Genomic DNA, 18,177 nt, shown 5'->3' with positions numbered 1-18,177 from the left:
AGCTTGAGCATTGTGCATAAACTCGGCAAATTATGAGCAAATGAGCTGAATAAGATTTTTCAAAATATGGCCAGTCCAGCGCAAACTATCAGACATAAACTTTTAAATACTTTTTTCTCTCGACATTCCATTTGGTTTGCTTGTATTTTTATCTTCCTACTCATTTCGAGTTTTCATTTAGGTTATTCCCCTCGTTATATTCAATATTTTATTCCACAGACCTTATTGAATAGTATCTGGGTCATTACTGGGCTTTTGAGTTTATTGGGTTTGTATGACGTCATACAAAACAAACATTCGATCTTAAAAAATTACCCCATCATGGGGCACTTTCGTTTTCTTTTTGAAGAATTTCGACCTGAAATTCGCCAATATTTTATTGAATCTGATCAAGATGCACTGCCCTTTTCTCGTATGCAGCGTAGTTTGGTCTATCAACGTGCAAAAAACCAAAATGCAGATAAACCATTTGGTTCAATTGTTGATGTATACCAAAATGATTACCGCTTTATCAATCACTCCTTGTCACCTTGCATTCCTGCCATTCCTGAAACTTTCCGTATTAACATCGGCAATGAACAGTGTAAGCAACCGTATAGCGCATCAATATTAAACATTTCTGCGATGAGCTTTGGTAGTTTAAGTGCCAATGCCATTCGTGCCTTAAACTTAGGCGCAAAAATGGGCAATTTCTACCATGACACCGGTGAAGGCAGTATCAGTCCGTATCACTTGGAAAATGGTGGCGACATTGTCTGGGAACTCGGTAGTGGTTACTTTGGCTGCCGTACGATTGATGGTCAATTCGACCCTGTACGTTTTGCTGAACAAGCCAAGCACCCTCAAGTCAAAATGATTGAGATCAAATTATCTCAAGGTGCAAAACCAGGCCATGGTGGCATTTTACCTAAAGACAAAATTTCCGAAGAGATTGCTCAAATCCGTGGTGTCAGCCGTGAACATGACTGTATCTCGCCATCTAGCCATCCTGCCTTTAGCACCCCTATAGAAATGATGCAATTTATTCAGCAATTGCGCGAACTGTCAGAAGGCAAACCTGTGGGTTTTAAACTGTGTATCGGGCAACCGTGGCAATTTATGAGTATCGTAAAAGCCATGTTACATACGGGGATTACACCTGATTTTATCGTGGTGGATGGTTCTGAAGGTGGGACTGGCGCTGCACCTATAGAACTGATTGATAATATGGGGACACCACTGCGTGAAGGCCTACTCTTTGTCAATAACACCCTGATTGGTGCAGGCTTGCGTTCAAAAATTAAAGTCGGTGCCAGTGGTAAAATTATTAGTGCTTTTGATATTGCCAGTACCATGGCAATTGGCGCAGATTGGGTCAATTCGGCTCGTGGCTTTATGTTTGCAGTCGGGTGTATTCAGGCTCAAAGCTGTCACACCAACCAATGTCCTGTTGGCGTTGCAACGCAGGACAAAGACCGTCAAAAAGCCATCCATGTTCCGACCAAAGCAGAACGTGTTTTTAATTTCCACAAGAACACCATGCATGGTTTATCTGAACTTATTGCCTCAGCAGGTTTACAACATCCATCAGATATCCGTGCGCACCATCTAGCGCAGCGGATTAATAACCGTGAAATTAAAAACTATGCACAGCTACATTTTTGGTTAAAAGACGGGGAGCTGCTCAGTTGTGAAAATAAAGATGAAGAAAACTTCTATTTCCGTATGTGGAATATGGCCCATCTAGAAAAGTTCTGATTCCTCCACCCAAAAAAAAGAGGCGTCCACGCCTCTTTTTTTCGTCTAGATCCATCACACTGATTAAGGTAGGCTGTGCTCAATCGTCAATTAGTAACTGATGTTACGCGCGTAAAAGTAATTACGCATTTTAAAATAATTTTTAAACCTATTCGACGGAGTCTTACATCTAGGGCTTAAACATAGGGATTAGCCTTCGGCAGGAGGTACTCTTACGAAACGTTGTTTCTCATTCGGCAAAATGAGAAGCAAAGCTTCGCAAGGAAACCATCTTGCGGTGCAATGCACCTCACCGACAAAACTCGTTCACTAGCGTCAAATTATTCAAAGTATTGCAAAAACATTTTTGATTAGAAGTAGTCCTGTCTCAAACACTTGCGGATGAACTTCCCGCGTATCGTACTTTTATTTGAATCAAATTACGCTCCTGATGTTAGTGCGTAACATCAGTTAGTAATAAGACTTACTATTCGATTGAGCATGCAAGAATGCCGGGATCAAACCTGTTAATGCAGCACGAATATCGGCACGTTCATTAATCAGCTGATGTGAACCTTCTTCAAGCATGAGAAGCGTCTGTAAACGGAATTTACGACGTATAAACTCAATGTTATAACGCCAATCCACCGTTTGATCCTGTGCGCCTTGAGCTAACCACACTGGAATACGACACGCAGGTCGTTCTTCCATTTCCTGCATCCATTTTGACATGGCCAAAATCCAATCCATCCCCATCATTCGAGGTTGTAGAGGATCCTTTAAACGTACAAAACGTAAAAACTCAGGGTTGTGATTATTCCGTCTAAAATGACGTGGCACTTCACGTTTAATACGACGAATAATGCCTAATCCAACCGAGTTATGCCACCATGCCGTTTTTGCAGGACGAATCAGCGGAGATAATAATAAAACCCGTTCGACATAAGGGTTTTTGCGATGTTCAGCAAAATCTAACAGATGATGCAGCCAAATCGCACCACCCGTACTCTGCCCAATCCCTAACCACGGTGTCGGTAATTGAGCTGCATGTTTCACATAACGATATACCGCTTCCAAAACTTGTTGGTAATGGTCAAAGTTTTGAATACTGGCTGGCGATCCATTACTTAGACCATGCCCCGGTAAATCATAGGTCAAAACACTAAAACCTTGATCTAAGAGCTCACGAATAATCGGCTGATATATTCCACTATGCTCTAAATAACCATGCAATAAAAATACAGTGCCTTTAATGACATCCGTTTCAGTTTTCAGTTTCGGTTGAAATACTTGTACATGTAATTTGAACAAAGGCATTTCTACATAGCCTTGCCAATGTTCACAGTTCAAGGCATCTAAGCCGTAGAGTCGTCGATAAGATTGTATTTCGACACTAGGCTCAAACGGCCGATTTAAATTTAGCGGTTCTAATAATTGTGGGGTTAATTCTCGACTTGGAACAGGAAGATCTAATTGTTTAAGGATCGAAGGATTAAGAAATGGGATATCTGACATTATGGGACCTCCCGACAGTCACTTGAGCCAAACCAAACGTCACGTAAGGTAGCTAATAATTCATAATTAGCACGACGACTATGGTCATAATTTTTTTCACTTGGTCGCCATGTAGTTAATGTTGTTGGCATAGGTGCAACAACAGGAATGGTTTCGATACCATTTAATGCAAATAAACGACGTGTTCGAGGCATATGATATTGGTCAGTGATTAAAATAACCGTCGGTGCCCCACCTTTTTTCTGTAAAAGCAACGAACTAAAACGCGAATTTTCGCAAGTATTCATACTGCGGTCTTCAAGCAATTTCGCATCGACATCATATTGCTTCAACCATGCTTGCATATACGGTGCTTCAACACCACTCAGTACAATCGGTAACTTATTGGCTCGTTCAACATCGAGTGTTTTTTCCAGTCGAAGTCGTGTGTAGTCATTCACTACGATATCTTTATCATTTTTAGCTAAGGTTAAACCACCACCTAACACCACGATCGCATACGGCTCTGCGGTTGGCTGCTTCAGGGTTTTATCTTTCATTTTGGCAAGATCAAGATACGTTTCATCATCGATCGGTTCTGCTTCTGAAGCAGCTTGCTCAATTTCATGGGTTTTTAAGAACTCAGTATATTGAGTCATCAGGCCTTTATTTTCCGCACTATTGAGCTCAAGCAGCTCTTTCATTTTTTGAGCAGGATTTTCCGCCATTGCTTCAGAGGATGCCGCCTCGGATGCAGAAGGATTCAGCAAAGGAACTTTCGGTATGTCCTTTTGATTATCACTTATTTCTTTTTCATGTTCTTCTTCAATGAGCTGCTGTAAAGCCTTATAACGCGCTTGTATAAGGGTCAAGTCTTGAGGCTCATCGGACTGTATGGTTTGCTCCATGAGTTGTAAATACGCTTGGCGTGCAATCCATAAATCTGAGCCCGGCTCATAGTTATCATCATCACTCAAAGCACCGAGTTTTTGACTTTGCGCTGCGAGCTGATTGACTTCTACAGGAACGAAATAATTTAAACTTTTAACGATCAATTTAGAATAAAACGGCGTATAGATAAAAATCATTAGACAGCCCAAAAGTACAAATAGCACTGCGGCAATTTGTACTAAGCGAACCATCCAATGTGTTTTATGCATAAATCTAAAACCTATGTGTTTTTATTGATCTGCGTGAGATCGAATCAAGCCATTTGTATCAAATAATACAGGCTCAGGATGTAGTTCAATATTAAATTTTTCAAAAACATCATGTTGTACAGCTTTGTAAGTTGTACGCACATCTTGCAGCGTGGCGTCCTGATAATTGACCAACACCAAAGCTTGCTTATGGAACATACCCACTGAACCCACAGATTTCCCTTTCCAACCTGCTTGGTCAATCAACCAGCCAGCTGCTAGTTTTACCGCATTATTCGGTTGCGGGTAATGGGGTAAATTGGGAAATTGCAGCGCAATTTGGTCAAAGGCTTGCTGGCTAATCACAGGATTTTTAAAGAAACTTCCGACATTTGGAAATTCTTTCGGATCTGGGAGTTTGGTTTGACGAATATGAATGACTTGTTGTTGTAGGTTTTCTGCACTTAAGTCTTCACCTACCGCCTGCTTTAAATCACCATAATTTAATTTTAAATCTGCATGTTTTAAAAGTTTAAACGTGACATGCGTAATAATAAAACGCTCTGGCTCATCTTTAAAAATACTATGGCGATATGAAAAATGACAATCGGCAGCGCTAATACTACTTTGCTGTTTTTTTACACGATCATAGACCTGCACAGATTCAATAAATTCACCCGCCTCAACACCATAAGCTCCAATATTTTGCACAGGTGAAGCACCGACTAAACCGGGTATCAATGCTAAATTTTGTAAGCCATAAAACTGGTGTGCCGTCGTCCATAGCACAAAGTCATGCCACACTTGCCCTGCACCCACTTTTAAAGTCTGTGTATCGGCATCGTCTTGTACATATTCAATCCCTTGAATATCCATGTGCATCACTAAAGCATGTATTTGCTCAGGCAACAGCATATTACTGCCTCCTGAAAGTACCAATACATTTAATTGCTCAGCTTTGGCAAAGTCGAGCGCTGCTTGGATATCTTCTACCGATTGAACACGTACATAATGAGATGCTACAGCATCGAGGCTTAATGTATTAAATGGCTTAAGCTGAACCTGTGTTTGAATTTGCATTCTTAAACCTTAATTTTTTTGCTGTGCTTGTAACTGAGTTTTTAAATAATTGACCCAAGCCTGACTGCTAGATTCGCATTGATCTAATACATGTTCAAACCCTGCATCACCACCATAGTACGGATCTGGTACTTCTTGTTGCGGATATTGGTGATCATGTTGACTCATCAAAGACACTTGTGCACGTAGTTGACCGAATTGTTGCTGCGCCTTTTGCATGAGGTTTTGAATATTGTCTAAATTTTCGTAGTCCATGGCCAAAATCAAATCAAATTCAATAAAATCATGAACCGTTAACTGACGTGCACGTAATGCAGATAAGTTATAGCCACGTAATTTTGCATGCTGTTGGCTACGTAGATCAGGCGCTTTGCCCGGATGATAATTGCTCGTACCCGCAGAATCGACGTGAATATTGAGTTGCGCTTCATCACAAAAATGTCTGAGAACCACTTCAGCCGTAGGTGAACGGCAAATATTTCCTAAACAAACACACAACACCTTATATGGCGTGCTGGATGACATAACAACCTCAAGACTACTTTTATTTCAAGCGTCTTATGTTAAGTTATTTACAGGATGAATCCTATATCAACACTCAAGAATAATGTTTATTTGGATATAAAAAATTAGGGATAAGCCAATGAGTCAATTTCAGTTTCAAACCGTCAGCAATATTATTTCAGGCTTAGGCTCTATTTCCCAACTGAGAGAGGTCCTAGGCGACTTTCAAGCCAAGCGTGTCATGCTTGTGACTGACCCCGGTATGTTGCAGCAACAATTGCATTTACCCATTTTGGATATTTTAGAAAGTATCCATCAAGACTATGTGATTTATTCCAGTATTCAAGCTGACCCTGCAGAACATATAGTTTTGGATGCAGTTCAATTTGCCAAGAATGAAAAAGTGGATTTGATTATTGGATTTGGTGGTGGAAGTTCAATGGATGTAGCTAAAATTATTGCGATCTTGGCTCATCCTAAGCAAACACAACAGATCCGTGATTTATATGGTGTTGCTAATGCAAAACGACCACGCTTGCCGCTCATTTTGATCCCGACAACGGCTGGGACGGGCTCTGAAGTCACACCAATCTCTATCGTCACCACAGGTGAAACCACCAAAACTGGTATCGTCTCCCCTGTACTGTATGCCGATGTCTGTATCCTCGATGCGAACTTTACTTTAAATCTTCCCGCACATATTACCGCAGCGACAGGTATCGATGCCATGGTGCATGCCATTGAAGCCTATACGTCAAAAATTAAAAAAAATCCGTATGCGGATATGCTCGCCAAACAAGCTTTGCGTTTATTAAATAAAAACTTAGCAGTGGTTTTACAAGATGGACATAACCTCGAAGCGCGTCAGCACATGCTAGTCGGTTCAATGCTTGCAGGTCAGGCCTTTGCTAATGCACCAGTTGCAGCGGTGCATGCACTCGCCTATCCACTCGGTGGACACTTTCATCTCTCGCATGGTCATACCAATGCACTGGTTCTCGCTGAAGTGTTAAAGTTTAATGCACCTCAGGCCAAGCAGCATTATGCAGAACTTATGAGTTGGCTAGACCCATACAGTACGGGCTGTACCGATGGTTTATGTGATTTATTTATTGATCATATGCAAAATCATTTAGATCAGAGCGGTTTGGTGCTAAAACTCAGCCAACTGAATGTGCCTGAAAATATGCTCGATCGTTTAGCAGAAGACGCATTATTACAAACACGACTATTACAAAATAATCCGCGAGAACTGCAGTTTGAAGATGCTCGCCAGATTTACCAATCAATATATGCCTAAAGTTCACTCATTTTTGAAATAAAGAAAATACCAACGATGAAACCTGAAACTAAACGCCGCCAAAACTATCGATTTTTATTTCCAATCCAAACGCGTTGGGCAGACAACGATATGTATGGCCATGTCAATAATGTCACCTATTACAGCTATTTTGATACCGCTGCAAATGCACTCTTGATTCAACATGCCGGTTTTGATTTGCAAAATACCCCGATCATCGGTTTAGTGGTCGATTCAGCCTGCAGTTTTTTACAAGAACTGTCCTATCCAGAAATCATTGAAGTTGGGGTTGCGATTGAAAAAATTGGTAATTCTTCACTGCGCTATGACTTGGCTATTTTTAAACAAGGACAAAATGAGGCTGCAGCCCAAGGACATTTCGTACATGTGTTTGTCGACCGCCAAACACGAAAAAGCACCTCGATACCCGATGATATGCGAGATGCTTTAACCCAGTTTTTACTTCAATTTTTAGAATCCAGCTTAGAACTTATTTGAGCTGGATATTTTGCAACTCACCATCAAAGCTTTTGAGCAAATCTTTCACAACAGGCTCTGCATGTAATAACTCATTTGCACGTGCAAACGCTTTTTCTTTGCGGACATGTTGTAAAGCATACGGTGTGGTTTCTTCGACATCTTCAAAGCTGATATGTAAACGACATTTTGACCATTGCGCATGAATGGCTTGTTCCAATACATGCTGTAATTGAGTCACTAAAGCTTCGTATCGCTTTGGAATATGGAAAGTCGATTCACCGTCAATCGTACCTCGCATAATGCCATGCTGCGCCAACTCTTGTACCGCAGGTGAAAGTTGACTATTTCGGAACCAATACTCCCACTTTTCGACCGTCCACTCACCTTCAAGGGTTTGAGGCTGTAAAGTCAAAATATCTTGTGGCATCAAGGTAGAGGATGAACCCGTTTGAACAGCATCCGAAGAAACGGAACTTTGCGTAACTTGTGGTGATGCTAGATCAAAACCATTGTCGCCTTGAGCACCCGAAACTGATTCATTCACCACATGTTGTGGTTCAACGGCATTTATCAAATGTGGCTGAGCTGTTTCAGGCTGTGTACTTGTTGGCTCTAAAGCTGTTGGTTCTAAAGGTGCAATATCTTCAAAATTTATAGCGCTCACATCAACTTCTTCAGTTTCAGTACTCGGCGTCGGATCTAAATCAAATAATGTATCTTCTGCCACGGCATCCATAACAAGCGTGTCATTTTGCTGTGTCGATACAGACTCAACCGGTGCAACCTCTTGCGTATCTAGAGTGCCATTTGCTGTAGATGCTGTAGAAGTTTGGCTAATCACATCCTCTTCAGGATCATCTAAAAAATCATCAGATGAAGGTTCGTCGGCTGCAGGTGCAGAAACATAGCCATCATCGTCATCATAATGTGAATCATCAAAATCATCGAAAGCTGGCGATGTGTCTACAGCGGGTACAGCTTCAGGCTGCTCAACAGTGGCAACCTGTGCAGCAGACTCAACAACGGTATTGGGTTGCTGCAAAGACTGTGTTTGAGTCGGCTGAACTGTTTCGGCCTGATTTTGAGCAAGCTGTGGCTGTGCGGCTGACTCTTGCTGTACGGCAGAGACCAACATTTCGTTTGGCTGTAATGGTCGGAATGCTAATAGACGCAGCACACACATCTCAAAACCTTGCTCTTGCGTGACTGCCAACTGCAAGTCTGCCCGACCTTTGCATGCGACTTGATAATACAGCTGCAAATCTTGAGCTGAAATCAACTGCGACAATTGCATAATTTTTTGATTGATCTCAGCGCTATATTTCAACGCTAAGTCTGGCAAGTATTGTAATAATGCCAGTTCATGTAACGTTGAAATCAACTGATCTAATACCAGAGAAACATCCAGCGCTTGTTGACGGAATTGCATGAGTAAAGCACTCACGCGTTCACGCTGATTTTGATGAATGGCTAAAATCAAATCATAAATAATGGTACGGTCAATTAGGCCCAACATGTCTTTAACATCTTGGTGCTGAATTGAACCCTGACCATAGGCAATGGCTTGGTCAGTCAGTGACAATGCATCACGCAGTGAACCTTGAGCCGATTCAGCAATTTGCCAAATCGCATCTTGCTCCGCTTGAATTTGTTCTTTTTGTAAAATATCGGTCAGATGCATGGTGATTTCATCCACGGCTAAAGGACGCAAAGTAAATTGCAAGCAACGTGAAATGACAGTAATCGGTAATTTTTGTGGATCTGTGGTTGCAAATAAGAACTTCACATGCTCTGGCGGCTCTTCCAACGTCTTTAATAACGCATTAAATGAATGCGTAGAGAGCATATGCACTTCATCGATTAGATAAACTTTGAAGCGACCTTGCGTTGGTGCATAAGGAACGTTATCGAGTAGTTCTCGCGTATCTTCAACTTTGGTCCGTGATGCCGCATCGATTTCAATTAAATCAATAAAACGACCTTCATTTACTGCTTTACACGTTGGGCAGACTTCACACGGCGTTGAGGTTACACCTGTTTCACAGTTCAGACATTTTGCCAAAATACGGGCAATGGTGGTTTTACCCACGCCACGAGTACCTGTAAATAAATACGCATGATGTAACCGACCACGTTCTAAGGCACTGGTAAGTGCGCGTGACACATGGTTTTGCCCCACGAGTTCAATGAAATTTCGTGGACGGTATTTTCGTGCAAGTACTTGATACATGTATGCTCCTTTTTACAGGTGTAAGCATACTGTTTTTTTGTCTAAGAGTGAATGAAGTTCTTAGTCAGTGGAACTAATTCGATCAATATCTTCGAATTTAAGAACTTTTGAAATAAATTTATTTGTATTTACAAGTTTATTCGCTTACAAATTGTTTTTTTGAAATTCGTTCTGAGACAGTTCCCTCGTCTGTATCTATCTGTATTCCAATTCCTCTTATCTTAGAACCAGTTTGAGTAAATTCCTCTGTTACATAATGGTCCAATTCACTTTTATTAAACTTTGTACCGGCTCCCCAAAACTCACCAAGTCCCTGCCAAAAACTATCACCCTGTGCATATTCAATTGAATAATTCCCAATTGGCAACATTAATTTTTCGCTGCTTCTTCTTGGTACTTGCACAATGGCCATAATTCCATTGTTCAATTTATTTCTAACAATGAACACCGCATCTTTATTATTTGATGCCCTCAACTGAACCGGGCCTAGAACTGAGCCATCATCAGAATAACGTAGCATTACTTTAGCAACAAAAGGCTGAGCATTTTTTTTCAATTCAGACTCATGCCTTTCGTAATCATGCTCTATTCTTTCTAAGGCATTCGGCTGATCATTATTCCCGACAGAAAGATTTAAATTCGCCAATACCGCAGAGCGGTTAACATTTTTATCAGTGAAAAAAATATATAAACTACCAACAATCACTGAAGCAATTAAAAACCCAGAAAATTGTGATCCTAAATTACGATTATTAAAGCCCACAAACCACTCATTACTAAATCATTAATTTAGCAATCAATAGCTTATAATGATCATAATTGCAACACTTTAAATTTACCAATGTAACTTTAAGATTTTTACTTTAGATTTTCCCTAGCAAAAAATCACTCTGCATTTGATAGCGTTTCGCCGTCTGGTCTTCACGAATTTCAAGCAATTGCTGATCCAAATCTACATACAAAAGATTACGCGTTTGCACATTCATAAGTTCTAGCTGCTGCTTTGATTCATCTTTAAAACGAATTACACCTTTTAGCACTTCAACGTCGTTATGACCGCTTAGACTTTCACGAGTAAGTGTATAGGTTTGATCTTCATGTAACTCAAGAGCCACAGCCATACCGGGACAATCTTCACAACGAGAAAGACAGCCCATACACGGCGTGGTACCTTTAAAATCACCCACCCATGCAGCTTGCTGTTTTTCGGCAGTAATCGCTTCTATCTCTTTTGCTTTCGTTTGAGTTGAATCCTGACAACCCAACATTGCCGACGTTGCTACTAAGGGAATCAAAACAACTTTTTTCATAGGGATATCACAGCAGTCTAAAACTGCGAGGGAAAATAGCATATTTTTCACATTTCCCCAATTTCTGTTCTATTCCGAAGTATCTTAAATCCAGCCTTTACGACCTTTTAATACTTTATCTGCACAGCGTAAGGTTTCTTGAGTTAAGCCCCATAAGCGATAATCGCCGGTGATTGAACCCGTCGCAAAGTTATGTGTATAAGCAAAACTTAAATCACGCTGCGGATCACACCAAGCCCCAGAACCATTAAAACCAATATGTCCAAAACCTTGACTCGATTTGCCTAAAGTCAAAATTCGATGATATCCCAAACGCCAATTCATCGGTAAAGGCATAATACGATCACGTTTTTTATATTGAATTTTACTTAAAGATTCAAAAACTTGTGGTGTGATTAAGGTCTGTCCTCGCCACTGGCCATGATTGGCTAGCATTGCATAGATTTTCGCTAAACTATTAGCACTAAATACGCCTGTTGCCGCAGGAATAATGGCTTGCAAACCCTCATCACTAAAAAATGAAAACTTGCGCATTCCTTTAGGAATCATACCATCTTGAAAGTCTTGCAAATTTTGTCCTGAAATTTGCAGGAGCTGATCAAAGATTGACGGTTTTCGTGTCTCGGTCTTTTTTTTCGTTGTCTGCGCTTGGGTATTTTCTTGAACAGAAGCATCTATAGTGCGTTCTACTTGTTTCTTTTTCGGAATCAAGCGTGCAACCTTACCAAGTTGATGATCTGGTACACCAAAAAAAGCATGATCCAATGCTAAAGGTTCAACCAAATACTGTTGCATCAATTCTGTAAGCGGTCGACCTGTGGCCTTTTCAAGTACACCACCGACTTGCCAACCGAAGGTTAACGGTTGATATGCTGCATCAGTTGATGGCTCAAAACGTGGCTTAGCTTGTTCGATGACTTTAAGCATATGTGACCAATCAGCCATTTCAGATGCTGTTTGAATGATATTACGAATATCGTATAAACCACTCTGATGACTCAGCATGTGCCTTAATGTGATATCCGACTTACCATTTTGAGCAAACTCCGGCCAATATACGGCAACGGGAGTATCGTAATCTAGAAAGCCTTCGCTCACTAAGATATGTGCAAGCGTTGCAAGTACACCTTTACCCGTGGAATAACAGACCGAGGGCGTATTGGACTGCCAAGCTTCTTCGGCTGACTTTTTACCGGTCCAAATATCCACAACTTTTTGACCTTTAAAATACACCACTAAGGCGGCTCCGCCTAAGTGGGTTCGAGCATCCTGCATACGGCTAAATTGCGCCGCCAAATCTTGAAACGCCTCGTCAACCGTACCTTGAAAATTATTCTTCTGTGCAAATAGATATTCTTTGAGCGCCTGCATCATCATTCCTTTGAATATGAATCGCTTGAGATTAAAACAAAAAAGCCTAAACCGATATCGATTTAGGCTTAAGTCTTAAAGTGCCTTTACACTTCCCGCTACATGCGGCTTTTTGTTCTTACTATTTCGAATAGCAAACTCTGTATCTTTACCCGTTTGTGCAGTAAGGAACTCAACTTGAGAAGGCAAATACATCGGTAATTTAAACCAGACATCCGCTTCATAGGCATCTGGCAAAGTTAAGCTCGACAAGGCTTTGGCTTTACTCCACATACCATGTGCAATGGCTTGTTTAAAACCAAACGCTTTAGCGGTTACAGCATGAATATGAATCAAGTTAAAGTCACCAGAAGTCAACGCATAACGGCGACCGGTATTTTCAGAAACATTCCATTCAGCTTGAACTTGCAACTCAGCTGACTTTGTTTCGGTAGATTTTGCCGCAGCTTTGTTCTCTGTTTTTTGACGTGCTAAATACGTGGTTAATGATTCTACAACCACTTCATCGCCCACTTTTGCAGTGGTAATAAAGTCAAATTGCACGCCTTTATCATGTGGCTGTAATTCACCAAATTTGCATGACAATGACAGTGTTTCATTCACACCAACTTTGCGATATTGCTTCACTTGGTTACGAATATGTACCAAACCTAAGATCGCAAATGGAAAAGCTTCCGTAGTCATCATATGCATTTGCAAACTTTGAGAAAGCACAGCCAAATAAATCGCTGGGATATAACCATTGTTTTTAAAGCCACACACTTCGTTATAGGCTTTTAAATGCTTTTGATCAACCTTAAATGAATCCACCACATATTCAACTTGCGGCAGCACTTTTTCAGCTTTAGGCTTTTTAAAAATCAAGCCTTGAATCACTTTTGGATAGGCTAAATAAGGTTTTGGAAGTTGACTAAAATGGCGAGTATTCATACTAAACCTTTGGAAGTTTTATCTTTATAAAGTTCCCTTCCTTTTAAAGAAGGATATTTTAAATCCCCCTCATCCCCCTTTGATAAAGGGGGACTTCTCCTCTCTTTTTCAAAGGGAGGTCGGGAGGGATTAATTAAGCCCCTAACAAGCTTTGACCACACACACGTACCACGTTACCGTTCAAGCCTGTCGATGCCGTTGAAGCAAACATCGCAATCGTTTCAGCAACGTCTACAGGTAAACCACCTTGACTCATCGAGTTCATACGACGACCTGCTTCACGGATTGCAAATGGAATCGCAGCAGTCATTTGCGTTTCAATGAAGCCTGGAGCAACAGCATTAATGGTTACGCCATTTTTCAATAATGGAGCAGTAAATTTAACCACACCAACAACACCTGCTTTAGAAGCAGCATAATTGGTTTGACCTAAGTTACCTGCGATACCTGAAATAGAAGATACGCACACAATACGACCATTTGCATTGAAGCCATCATTTTCAAGAAGGTAATCATTTACACGCTCAATCGCAGACAAGTTAATGTTAATCACCAAGTCCCAAAGCTCAGGTTTCATATTGGCCAAAGTTTTGTCACGGGTAATCCCTGCATTGTGCACGATGATATCCAAACCACCTTGAGCAGCTGCAGCCGCTTTGATTTTTTCACCGGCATCGTTTGCAGTAATATCAATCGCGAGCGTAGAACCGCCAATTTCACCTGCAACACGGTCAAGATCTGCTTGCTGCTGTGGAACGTCTAAACAAATCACATGCGCGCCATCACGTGACAATACATGTGCGATTGCTTCACCAATACCACGGCTTGCACCTGTTACAACAGCTGTTTTGCCTGCAAGCGGCTTATTCCAATCAACATCCACAACATCTGCTTTAGATACACGAATCACCTGACCCGATACATAAGCTGACCGTGGAGAAATTACAAAACGTAATGCAGATTCTAAGTTTGCTTCAGCACCTTCGTCCACATAGACTAACTGTGCAGCAATCCCTTTCTTAAACTCTTTACCCACTGATTTTACAAAACCTTCGAGTGCACGTTGTGCAATGGCTTGTTTTACAGTTTTCGCAGTTTCTGGTGTTGTACCAACAACGACAACGCGACCAGACGCCTGAATTTGACGTGCGATTGGGTTAAAAAATGCATATAAGGCATGCAGTTGTTCTGAGTTTTGAATACCTGAAGCATCAAATACCACAACTTTAAACTTAGACTCTTTATCGCCTTCGTTAAATGCGCTTAAGTTCAGACCTGATTTTGCCGCAGCTTGTTGTAATTCAGCATTATTACCTGCATAGCTATTGGCATGAATATTTGCCAAGACTTGTGCAATTGCACCAGACAATGTTGAAGCAGGCGCTGCACCGAATAAAACCGCACCTTTAACTACAGGTGTTGCAGACTCAAAACGCTCTAAAAAAGTCGGTGATGGTAAACCTAAATTTTTGATGACAAATTTACCAATAGGAGATTTTGCAAATGTTTGGTATTGATCAGTCATGTTTATTATCTCTCATACAGATTAATTTTTGATGGATCTGAAGATATCCCTTTAACTTCAAGATGATGTCAGATACTTATATTTCAATAGTTCCATCAGTTTCCATGGAATCATACTTGAGTTAAACCGCAGATGGCTTGACCTGAATGCTTTAGCGAATGTCATTTTAGTCAATTTACCCCTTTGGTGAATATGCTAATGTAGCCGTCAAGAAGATCATCAACATGCTTGGAAAAGCCTTATGAGCAAAACAACTCAAGAAAATCCAGCAGTCGAAAGTCCGACTACGGAAACTGTGTCAAATACATCAAAGAGTACGCCACGTAGCGCTAAAAGTACGGGCACAGCAACCAAGTCTACAAGTGATGCCGCTAAAACGAGCCGTCCTCGTCGTGCATCTACGCGCACTAAGACACCCGCTTCAAACCCTAAAACAGCTTTAAAATCAACAACTCAAACGTCTGTTCAACAGGATAATACCATGAGTCAAAACACAGTTCGCCGCGTTGCTATTATCGGTGGTAATCGTATTCCTTTCGCTCGTTCTAACGGCGCTTACTTCACTGCATCAAACAGCGATATGTTCACAGCTGCATTAAATGGTCTTGTTGAACGTTTCAACCTTCAAGGTCAACGCCTTGGTGAAGTTGTTGCTGGTGCCGTGTTAAAACATAGTCGTGACTTTAACATGACCCGTGAGTGTGTACTCAATACCGAACTTGCTCCTGAAACACCTGCTTACGATATTCAACAAGCATGTGGTACTGGTTTACAAGCAGCTTTCTTGGTTGCTAACAAAATCGCATTGGGTCAAATCGAAGTGGGTGTTGCTGGTGGTGTAGATACAACCTCTGATGCACCGATCGCTTTTGGTGATGGCTTACGTAAAGCTTTACTTGAATTGAATATTGCTAAAACAGGTAAAGACCGCCTAAAAGCATTAACTAAAATTAATGTTAAAGATTTGATGGATGCACCGAAGAACGGTGAACCACGTACAGGTCTTTCTATGGGTGACCATCAAGCAATTACAACGCTTGAATGGGGTATCTCTCGTGAAGCGCAAGATGAACTTGCTGCATCTTCGCATCAAAAAATGGCAGCTGCTTATGAAGAAGGTTTCTTCGATGACCTTATTACGCCATTCCTTGGTTTAGAGCGTGACAACAACTTACGTGCAGACTCATCAGTAGAAAAACTTGCGAAGTTAAAACCAGCGTTTGGAAAAGGCGATGCACGTACCATGACCGCGGGTAACTCGACTCCACTGACTGATGGTGCGTCATGTGTCCTTCTTGCATCAGAAGAATGGGCAAAAGCAAACGGTCACGAAGTTCTTGCTTATTTAACTTTCCAAGAAACAGCGGCGGTTGACTTTGTAGAGAAAAAAGAAGGCTTATTGATGGCGCCAGCGTATGCAGTACCTCGTATGCTAGAACGTGCAGGTATTACGCTACAAGATTTCGATTACTATGAAATTCATGAAGCGTTTGCATCTCAAGTATTGTCTACACTGAAAGCTTGGGAAGATCCTAAATTCTGTAAAGAACGTTTAGGCTTAGATGCACCATTGGGTTCAATTGATCGTTCTAAATTGAACGTGAAAGGTTCATCTCTTGCTGCAGGCCACCCATTTGCTGCAACTGGTGGTCGTATTATTGCAACTGCTGCAAAACTATTGAACCAAAAAGGTTCAGGCCGTGTACTCGTATCAATTTGTGCTGCGGGTGGTCAAGGCGTAACAGCGATTATTGAAAAATAATCCTTTATGCTTTAAAGCAAAAAACCGCTCTTATGAGCGGTTTTTTATTTCAGAGATTTCATAATTTTTAGAAACGATAACCGACACCTAAATAAGTAATGATGGGATCAATATCGATCTTTGTCGTTGCATGAATTAACTGTTCACCGGTCGTTTGGTTAATCACATCGATCTTGGTCTTATTATTTAACTTTGCATAAGACACTGAAGCTGCTGTAAACCAATTTGGGGTGAAGTCATAGGTAAAACCGAGTGTGACAATTGGAGCAATCGCATCATCCGCATCGACATCGACCACCATTTTACCTGATGATTCTTTACCGTCTAATGCAGCACCTGCAAGATTATCCTTAATATTTTGAATCATATGCCCTGCAGCAATTAAGTCAGATTCAATACCTTTATTGAGTTCAATATCATTAAAATACGCATACATAATCCCTGCACCTACATAAGGTCTGAATTTATTCACGCCCGATTTTCCAAATTGATACTGAGCTTGAAATGCTGGCGTCCAAGCACGCGCTGTTGCTGCTTTACCATAAGCATCCAGATTGGTAATTGGTACATCATAATCCAAAGGTAAACCGTCCGGAAACAGCAAACCAGCAAGACCTCCCGGCATTGCATTGCCAGATAAAGGTGCCGTAATCATCCCTTTCCCTTGAATATCCACTTTGGGAGGAATACCGCCAATCATCTGTAAGGATACGTTGTCATTGATATAATAATTGACCATCAAACCTAAAGTATCAACATCCTCTGCTTCTAGACCAGTGCCTCCTGCTGACCAATTTTCCAATCCATATAATGTCGATGTCCCTGCAATATCTGGTTTGATATTGCCTTTGCCATCTGTCATGAGTCCATTAATAAAACTATCTTCTAATAATGTTCCTAAAGTCTCCTTTAAATTTACTGTGTTATCACCGTCTTGAATCGTTGCATTTGGGTCAATTGCTTGTAAAAAACCCTCTTCACTAATGCTTCCAACTTTGGCCTGTGTCCCATTTGCCACAGAAGTATTAATGTTAAAAGGATTCGCCTTTCCTTGCGGCATCACGTGTAACCAACCTGCAGATACAGAAAAGCGCTTAAAGTTACCATCTGCAAATGTAAATTGTGTAAGCCCAAGTAAAACAACAGGTGTGACAATTTTTATCAATTTCATATGCCAACCCCTTGTTTTGCATATTTTTTTAATTAATTTCTCTGTACACGACAAATTTCATAGGATCCTTGTCCTATCAGGCTTTTTCTTTCTTAAAATTGCTAGCACTTTCTTAAATTCTTCTTTTTTTCCAAAACCAATCAAACGTAGAATAGCCATTTGAAC

General features: G+C 40.9%; 15 protein-coding genes. 4 read left to right on the top strand and 11 right to left on the bottom strand.

What is annotated here, in order from left to right; all coding sequences use genetic code 11:
* The first annotated feature begins 66 nt into the window (after positions 1 to 66).
* On the top strand, positions 67 to 1,737 hold the full coding sequence (locus FTU05_RS03000) for an FMN-binding glutamate synthase family protein (protein ID WP_180035278.1): 1,671 nt from the start codon (positions 67 to 69) through the stop codon (positions 1,735 to 1,737).
* 450 nt (positions 1,738 to 2,187) lie between these two features.
* Here FTU05_RS03000 and FTU05_RS02995 read toward each other — a convergent pair whose 3' ends face one another.
* From FTU05_RS02995 to FTU05_RS02980, 4 genes are read right to left on the bottom strand one after another with little or no spacing between them, the layout of a single operon-like run.
* Positions 2,188 to 3,231, bottom strand: coding sequence for an alpha/beta hydrolase (locus FTU05_RS02995; protein ID WP_180026424.1), 1,044 nt, complete (start codon positions 3,229 to 3,231; stop codon positions 2,188 to 2,190).
* Positions 3,231 to 4,370 carry a YdcF family protein gene (locus tag FTU05_RS02990; protein ID WP_180105556.1) on the bottom strand — a complete coding sequence of 380 codons (1,140 nt, stop codon included), beginning with the start codon at positions 4,368 to 4,370 and terminating at the stop codon, positions 3,231 to 3,233. The genes FTU05_RS02995 and FTU05_RS02990 overlap by 1 nt, the downstream gene beginning before the upstream one ends.
* A 21-nt stretch (positions 4,371 to 4,391) precedes the next feature.
* Positions 4,392 to 5,429 (bottom strand): UDP-N-acetylmuramate dehydrogenase, encoded by a 1,038-nt coding sequence (murB, locus tag FTU05_RS02985; RefSeq protein WP_180105557.1) that lies wholly within the window; start codon positions 5,427 to 5,429, stop codon positions 4,392 to 4,394.
* Positions 5,430 to 5,438: 9 nt separating this feature from the next.
* Positions 5,439 to 5,954, bottom strand: coding sequence for a low molecular weight protein-tyrosine-phosphatase (locus FTU05_RS02980; protein WP_111884272.1), 516 nt, complete (start codon positions 5,952 to 5,954; stop codon positions 5,439 to 5,441).
* A 118-nt stretch (positions 5,955 to 6,072) separates the two neighbouring features.
* Here FTU05_RS02980 and FTU05_RS02975 point away from each other — a divergent pair, with 118 nt between their 5' ends.
* Positions 6,073 to 7,233: an iron-containing alcohol dehydrogenase gene (locus FTU05_RS02975; protein ID WP_180105558.1), complete on the top strand. Its 1,161-nt coding sequence runs from the start codon at positions 6,073 to 6,075 to the stop codon at positions 7,231 to 7,233.
* A gap of 36 nt (positions 7,234 to 7,269) precedes the next feature.
* On the top strand, positions 7,270 to 7,731 hold the full coding sequence (locus tag FTU05_RS02970) for a thioesterase family protein (protein ID WP_180105559.1): 462 nt from the start codon (positions 7,270 to 7,272) through the stop codon (positions 7,729 to 7,731).
* On the opposite strand, the gene dnaX is transcribed toward FTU05_RS02970, so the two are convergent.
* The 6 genes from dnaX to FTU05_RS02940 form a co-directional block, all read right to left on the bottom strand.
* The gene (gene dnaX, locus FTU05_RS02965) at positions 7,724 to 9,943 is read right to left on the bottom strand and encodes a DNA polymerase III subunit gamma/tau (RefSeq protein ID WP_180105560.1); all 2,220 of its coding nucleotides are present in this window, start codon (positions 9,941 to 9,943) and stop codon (positions 7,724 to 7,726) included. The two genes, FTU05_RS02970 and dnaX, sit on opposite strands and share 8 nt — an antisense overlap.
* 136 nt (positions 9,944 to 10,079) lie before the next feature.
* Entirely contained in the window at positions 10,080 to 10,706 is a 627-nt protein-coding gene (locus tag FTU05_RS02960; RefSeq protein WP_180164223.1) for a hypothetical protein, read from the bottom strand.
* Between the two features lie 100 nt (positions 10,707 to 10,806).
* On the bottom strand, positions 10,807 to 11,253 hold the full coding sequence (locus FTU05_RS02955; RefSeq protein ID WP_180105562.1) for a copper resistance protein NlpE N-terminal domain-containing protein: 447 nt from the start codon (positions 11,251 to 11,253) through the stop codon (positions 10,807 to 10,809).
* A gap of 84 nt (positions 11,254 to 11,337) precedes the next feature.
* Positions 11,338 to 12,624: a serine hydrolase gene (locus tag FTU05_RS02950; RefSeq protein WP_180164221.1), complete on the bottom strand. Its 1,287-nt coding sequence runs from the start codon at positions 12,622 to 12,624 to the stop codon at positions 11,338 to 11,340.
* Between the two features lie 75 nt (positions 12,625 to 12,699).
* Positions 12,700 to 13,554, bottom strand: a complete 855-nt coding sequence (locus tag FTU05_RS02945; RefSeq protein WP_078188603.1) for a MaoC/PaaZ C-terminal domain-containing protein — start codon at positions 13,552 to 13,554, stop codon at positions 12,700 to 12,702.
* 133 nt (positions 13,555 to 13,687) lie between these two features.
* Positions 13,688 to 15,079, bottom strand: coding sequence for a 3-oxoacyl-ACP reductase (locus FTU05_RS02940; RefSeq protein ID WP_180055166.1), 1,392 nt, complete (start codon positions 15,077 to 15,079; stop codon positions 13,688 to 13,690).
* Positions 15,080 to 15,320: 241 nt separating this feature from the next.
* On the opposite strand from FTU05_RS02940, the gene FTU05_RS02935 reads away from it, so the two are divergent.
* Positions 15,321 to 16,841, top strand: a complete 1,521-nt coding sequence (locus FTU05_RS02935) for an acetyl-CoA C-acetyltransferase (RefSeq protein ID WP_180022001.1) — start codon at positions 15,321 to 15,323, stop codon at positions 16,839 to 16,841.
* A gap of 67 nt (positions 16,842 to 16,908) precedes the next feature.
* Here the strand turns inward: FTU05_RS02935 and FTU05_RS02930 are convergent, their stop codons facing one another.
* Positions 16,909 to 18,012 carry an OmpW family protein gene (locus tag FTU05_RS02930; protein ID WP_180007892.1) on the bottom strand — a complete coding sequence of 368 codons (1,104 nt, stop codon included), beginning with the start codon at positions 18,010 to 18,012 and terminating at the stop codon, positions 16,909 to 16,911.
* Positions 18,013 to 18,177 lie beyond the last annotated feature (165 nt).

Origin of the sequence: Acinetobacter sp. YH12049 (assembly GCF_013419875.1) — a bacterium.
In the GTDB taxonomy this organism is placed as follows: domain Bacteria; phylum Pseudomonadota; class Gammaproteobacteria; order Pseudomonadales; family Moraxellaceae; genus Acinetobacter; species Acinetobacter amyesii.
This window is presented reverse-complemented; position numbering and strand designations above follow the sequence as displayed.

Bases quoted from the DNA above. Each gene is read 5' to 3' on its own strand.
- FTU05_RS03000 (WP_180035278.1), top strand. From the start codon at position 67: ATGGCCAGTCCAGCGCAAACTATCAGACATAAACTTTTAAATACTTTT.
- FTU05_RS02995 (WP_180026424.1), bottom strand. From the start codon at position 3,231: ATGTCAGATATCCCATTTCTTAATCCTTCGATCCTTAAACAATTAGAT.
- FTU05_RS02990 (WP_180105556.1), bottom strand. From the start codon at position 4,370: ATGCATAAAACACATTGGATGGTTCGCTTAGTACAAATTGCCGCAGTG.
- murB (WP_180105557.1), bottom strand. From the start codon at position 5,429: ATGCAAATTCAAACACAGGTTCAGCTTAAGCCATTTAATACATTAAGC.
- FTU05_RS02980 (WP_111884272.1), bottom strand. From the start codon at position 5,954: ATGTCATCCAGCACGCCATATAAGGTGTTGTGTGTTTGTTTAGGAAAT.
- FTU05_RS02975 (WP_180105558.1), top strand. From the start codon at position 6,073: ATGAGTCAATTTCAGTTTCAAACCGTCAGCAATATTATTTCAGGCTTA.
- FTU05_RS02970 (WP_180105559.1), top strand. From the start codon at position 7,270: ATGAAACCTGAAACTAAACGCCGCCAAAACTATCGATTTTTATTTCCA.
- dnaX (WP_180105560.1), bottom strand. From the start codon at position 9,943: ATGTATCAAGTACTTGCACGAAAATACCGTCCACGAAATTTCATTGAA.
- FTU05_RS02955 (WP_180105562.1), bottom strand. From the start codon at position 11,253: ATGAAAAAAGTTGTTTTGATTCCCTTAGTAGCAACGTCGGCAATGTTG.
- FTU05_RS02950 (WP_180164221.1), bottom strand. From the start codon at position 12,624: ATGCAGGCGCTCAAAGAATATCTATTTGCACAGAAGAATAATTTTCAA.
- FTU05_RS02945 (WP_078188603.1), bottom strand. From the start codon at position 13,554: ATGAATACTCGCCATTTTAGTCAACTTCCAAAACCTTATTTAGCCTAT.
- FTU05_RS02940 (WP_180055166.1), bottom strand. From the start codon at position 15,079: ATGACTGATCAATACCAAACATTTGCAAAATCTCCTATTGGTAAATTT.
- FTU05_RS02935 (WP_180022001.1), top strand. From the start codon at position 15,321: ATGAGCAAAACAACTCAAGAAAATCCAGCAGTCGAAAGTCCGACTACG.
- FTU05_RS02930 (WP_180007892.1), bottom strand. From the start codon at position 18,012: ATGAAATTGATAAAAATTGTCACACCTGTTGTTTTACTTGGGCTTACA.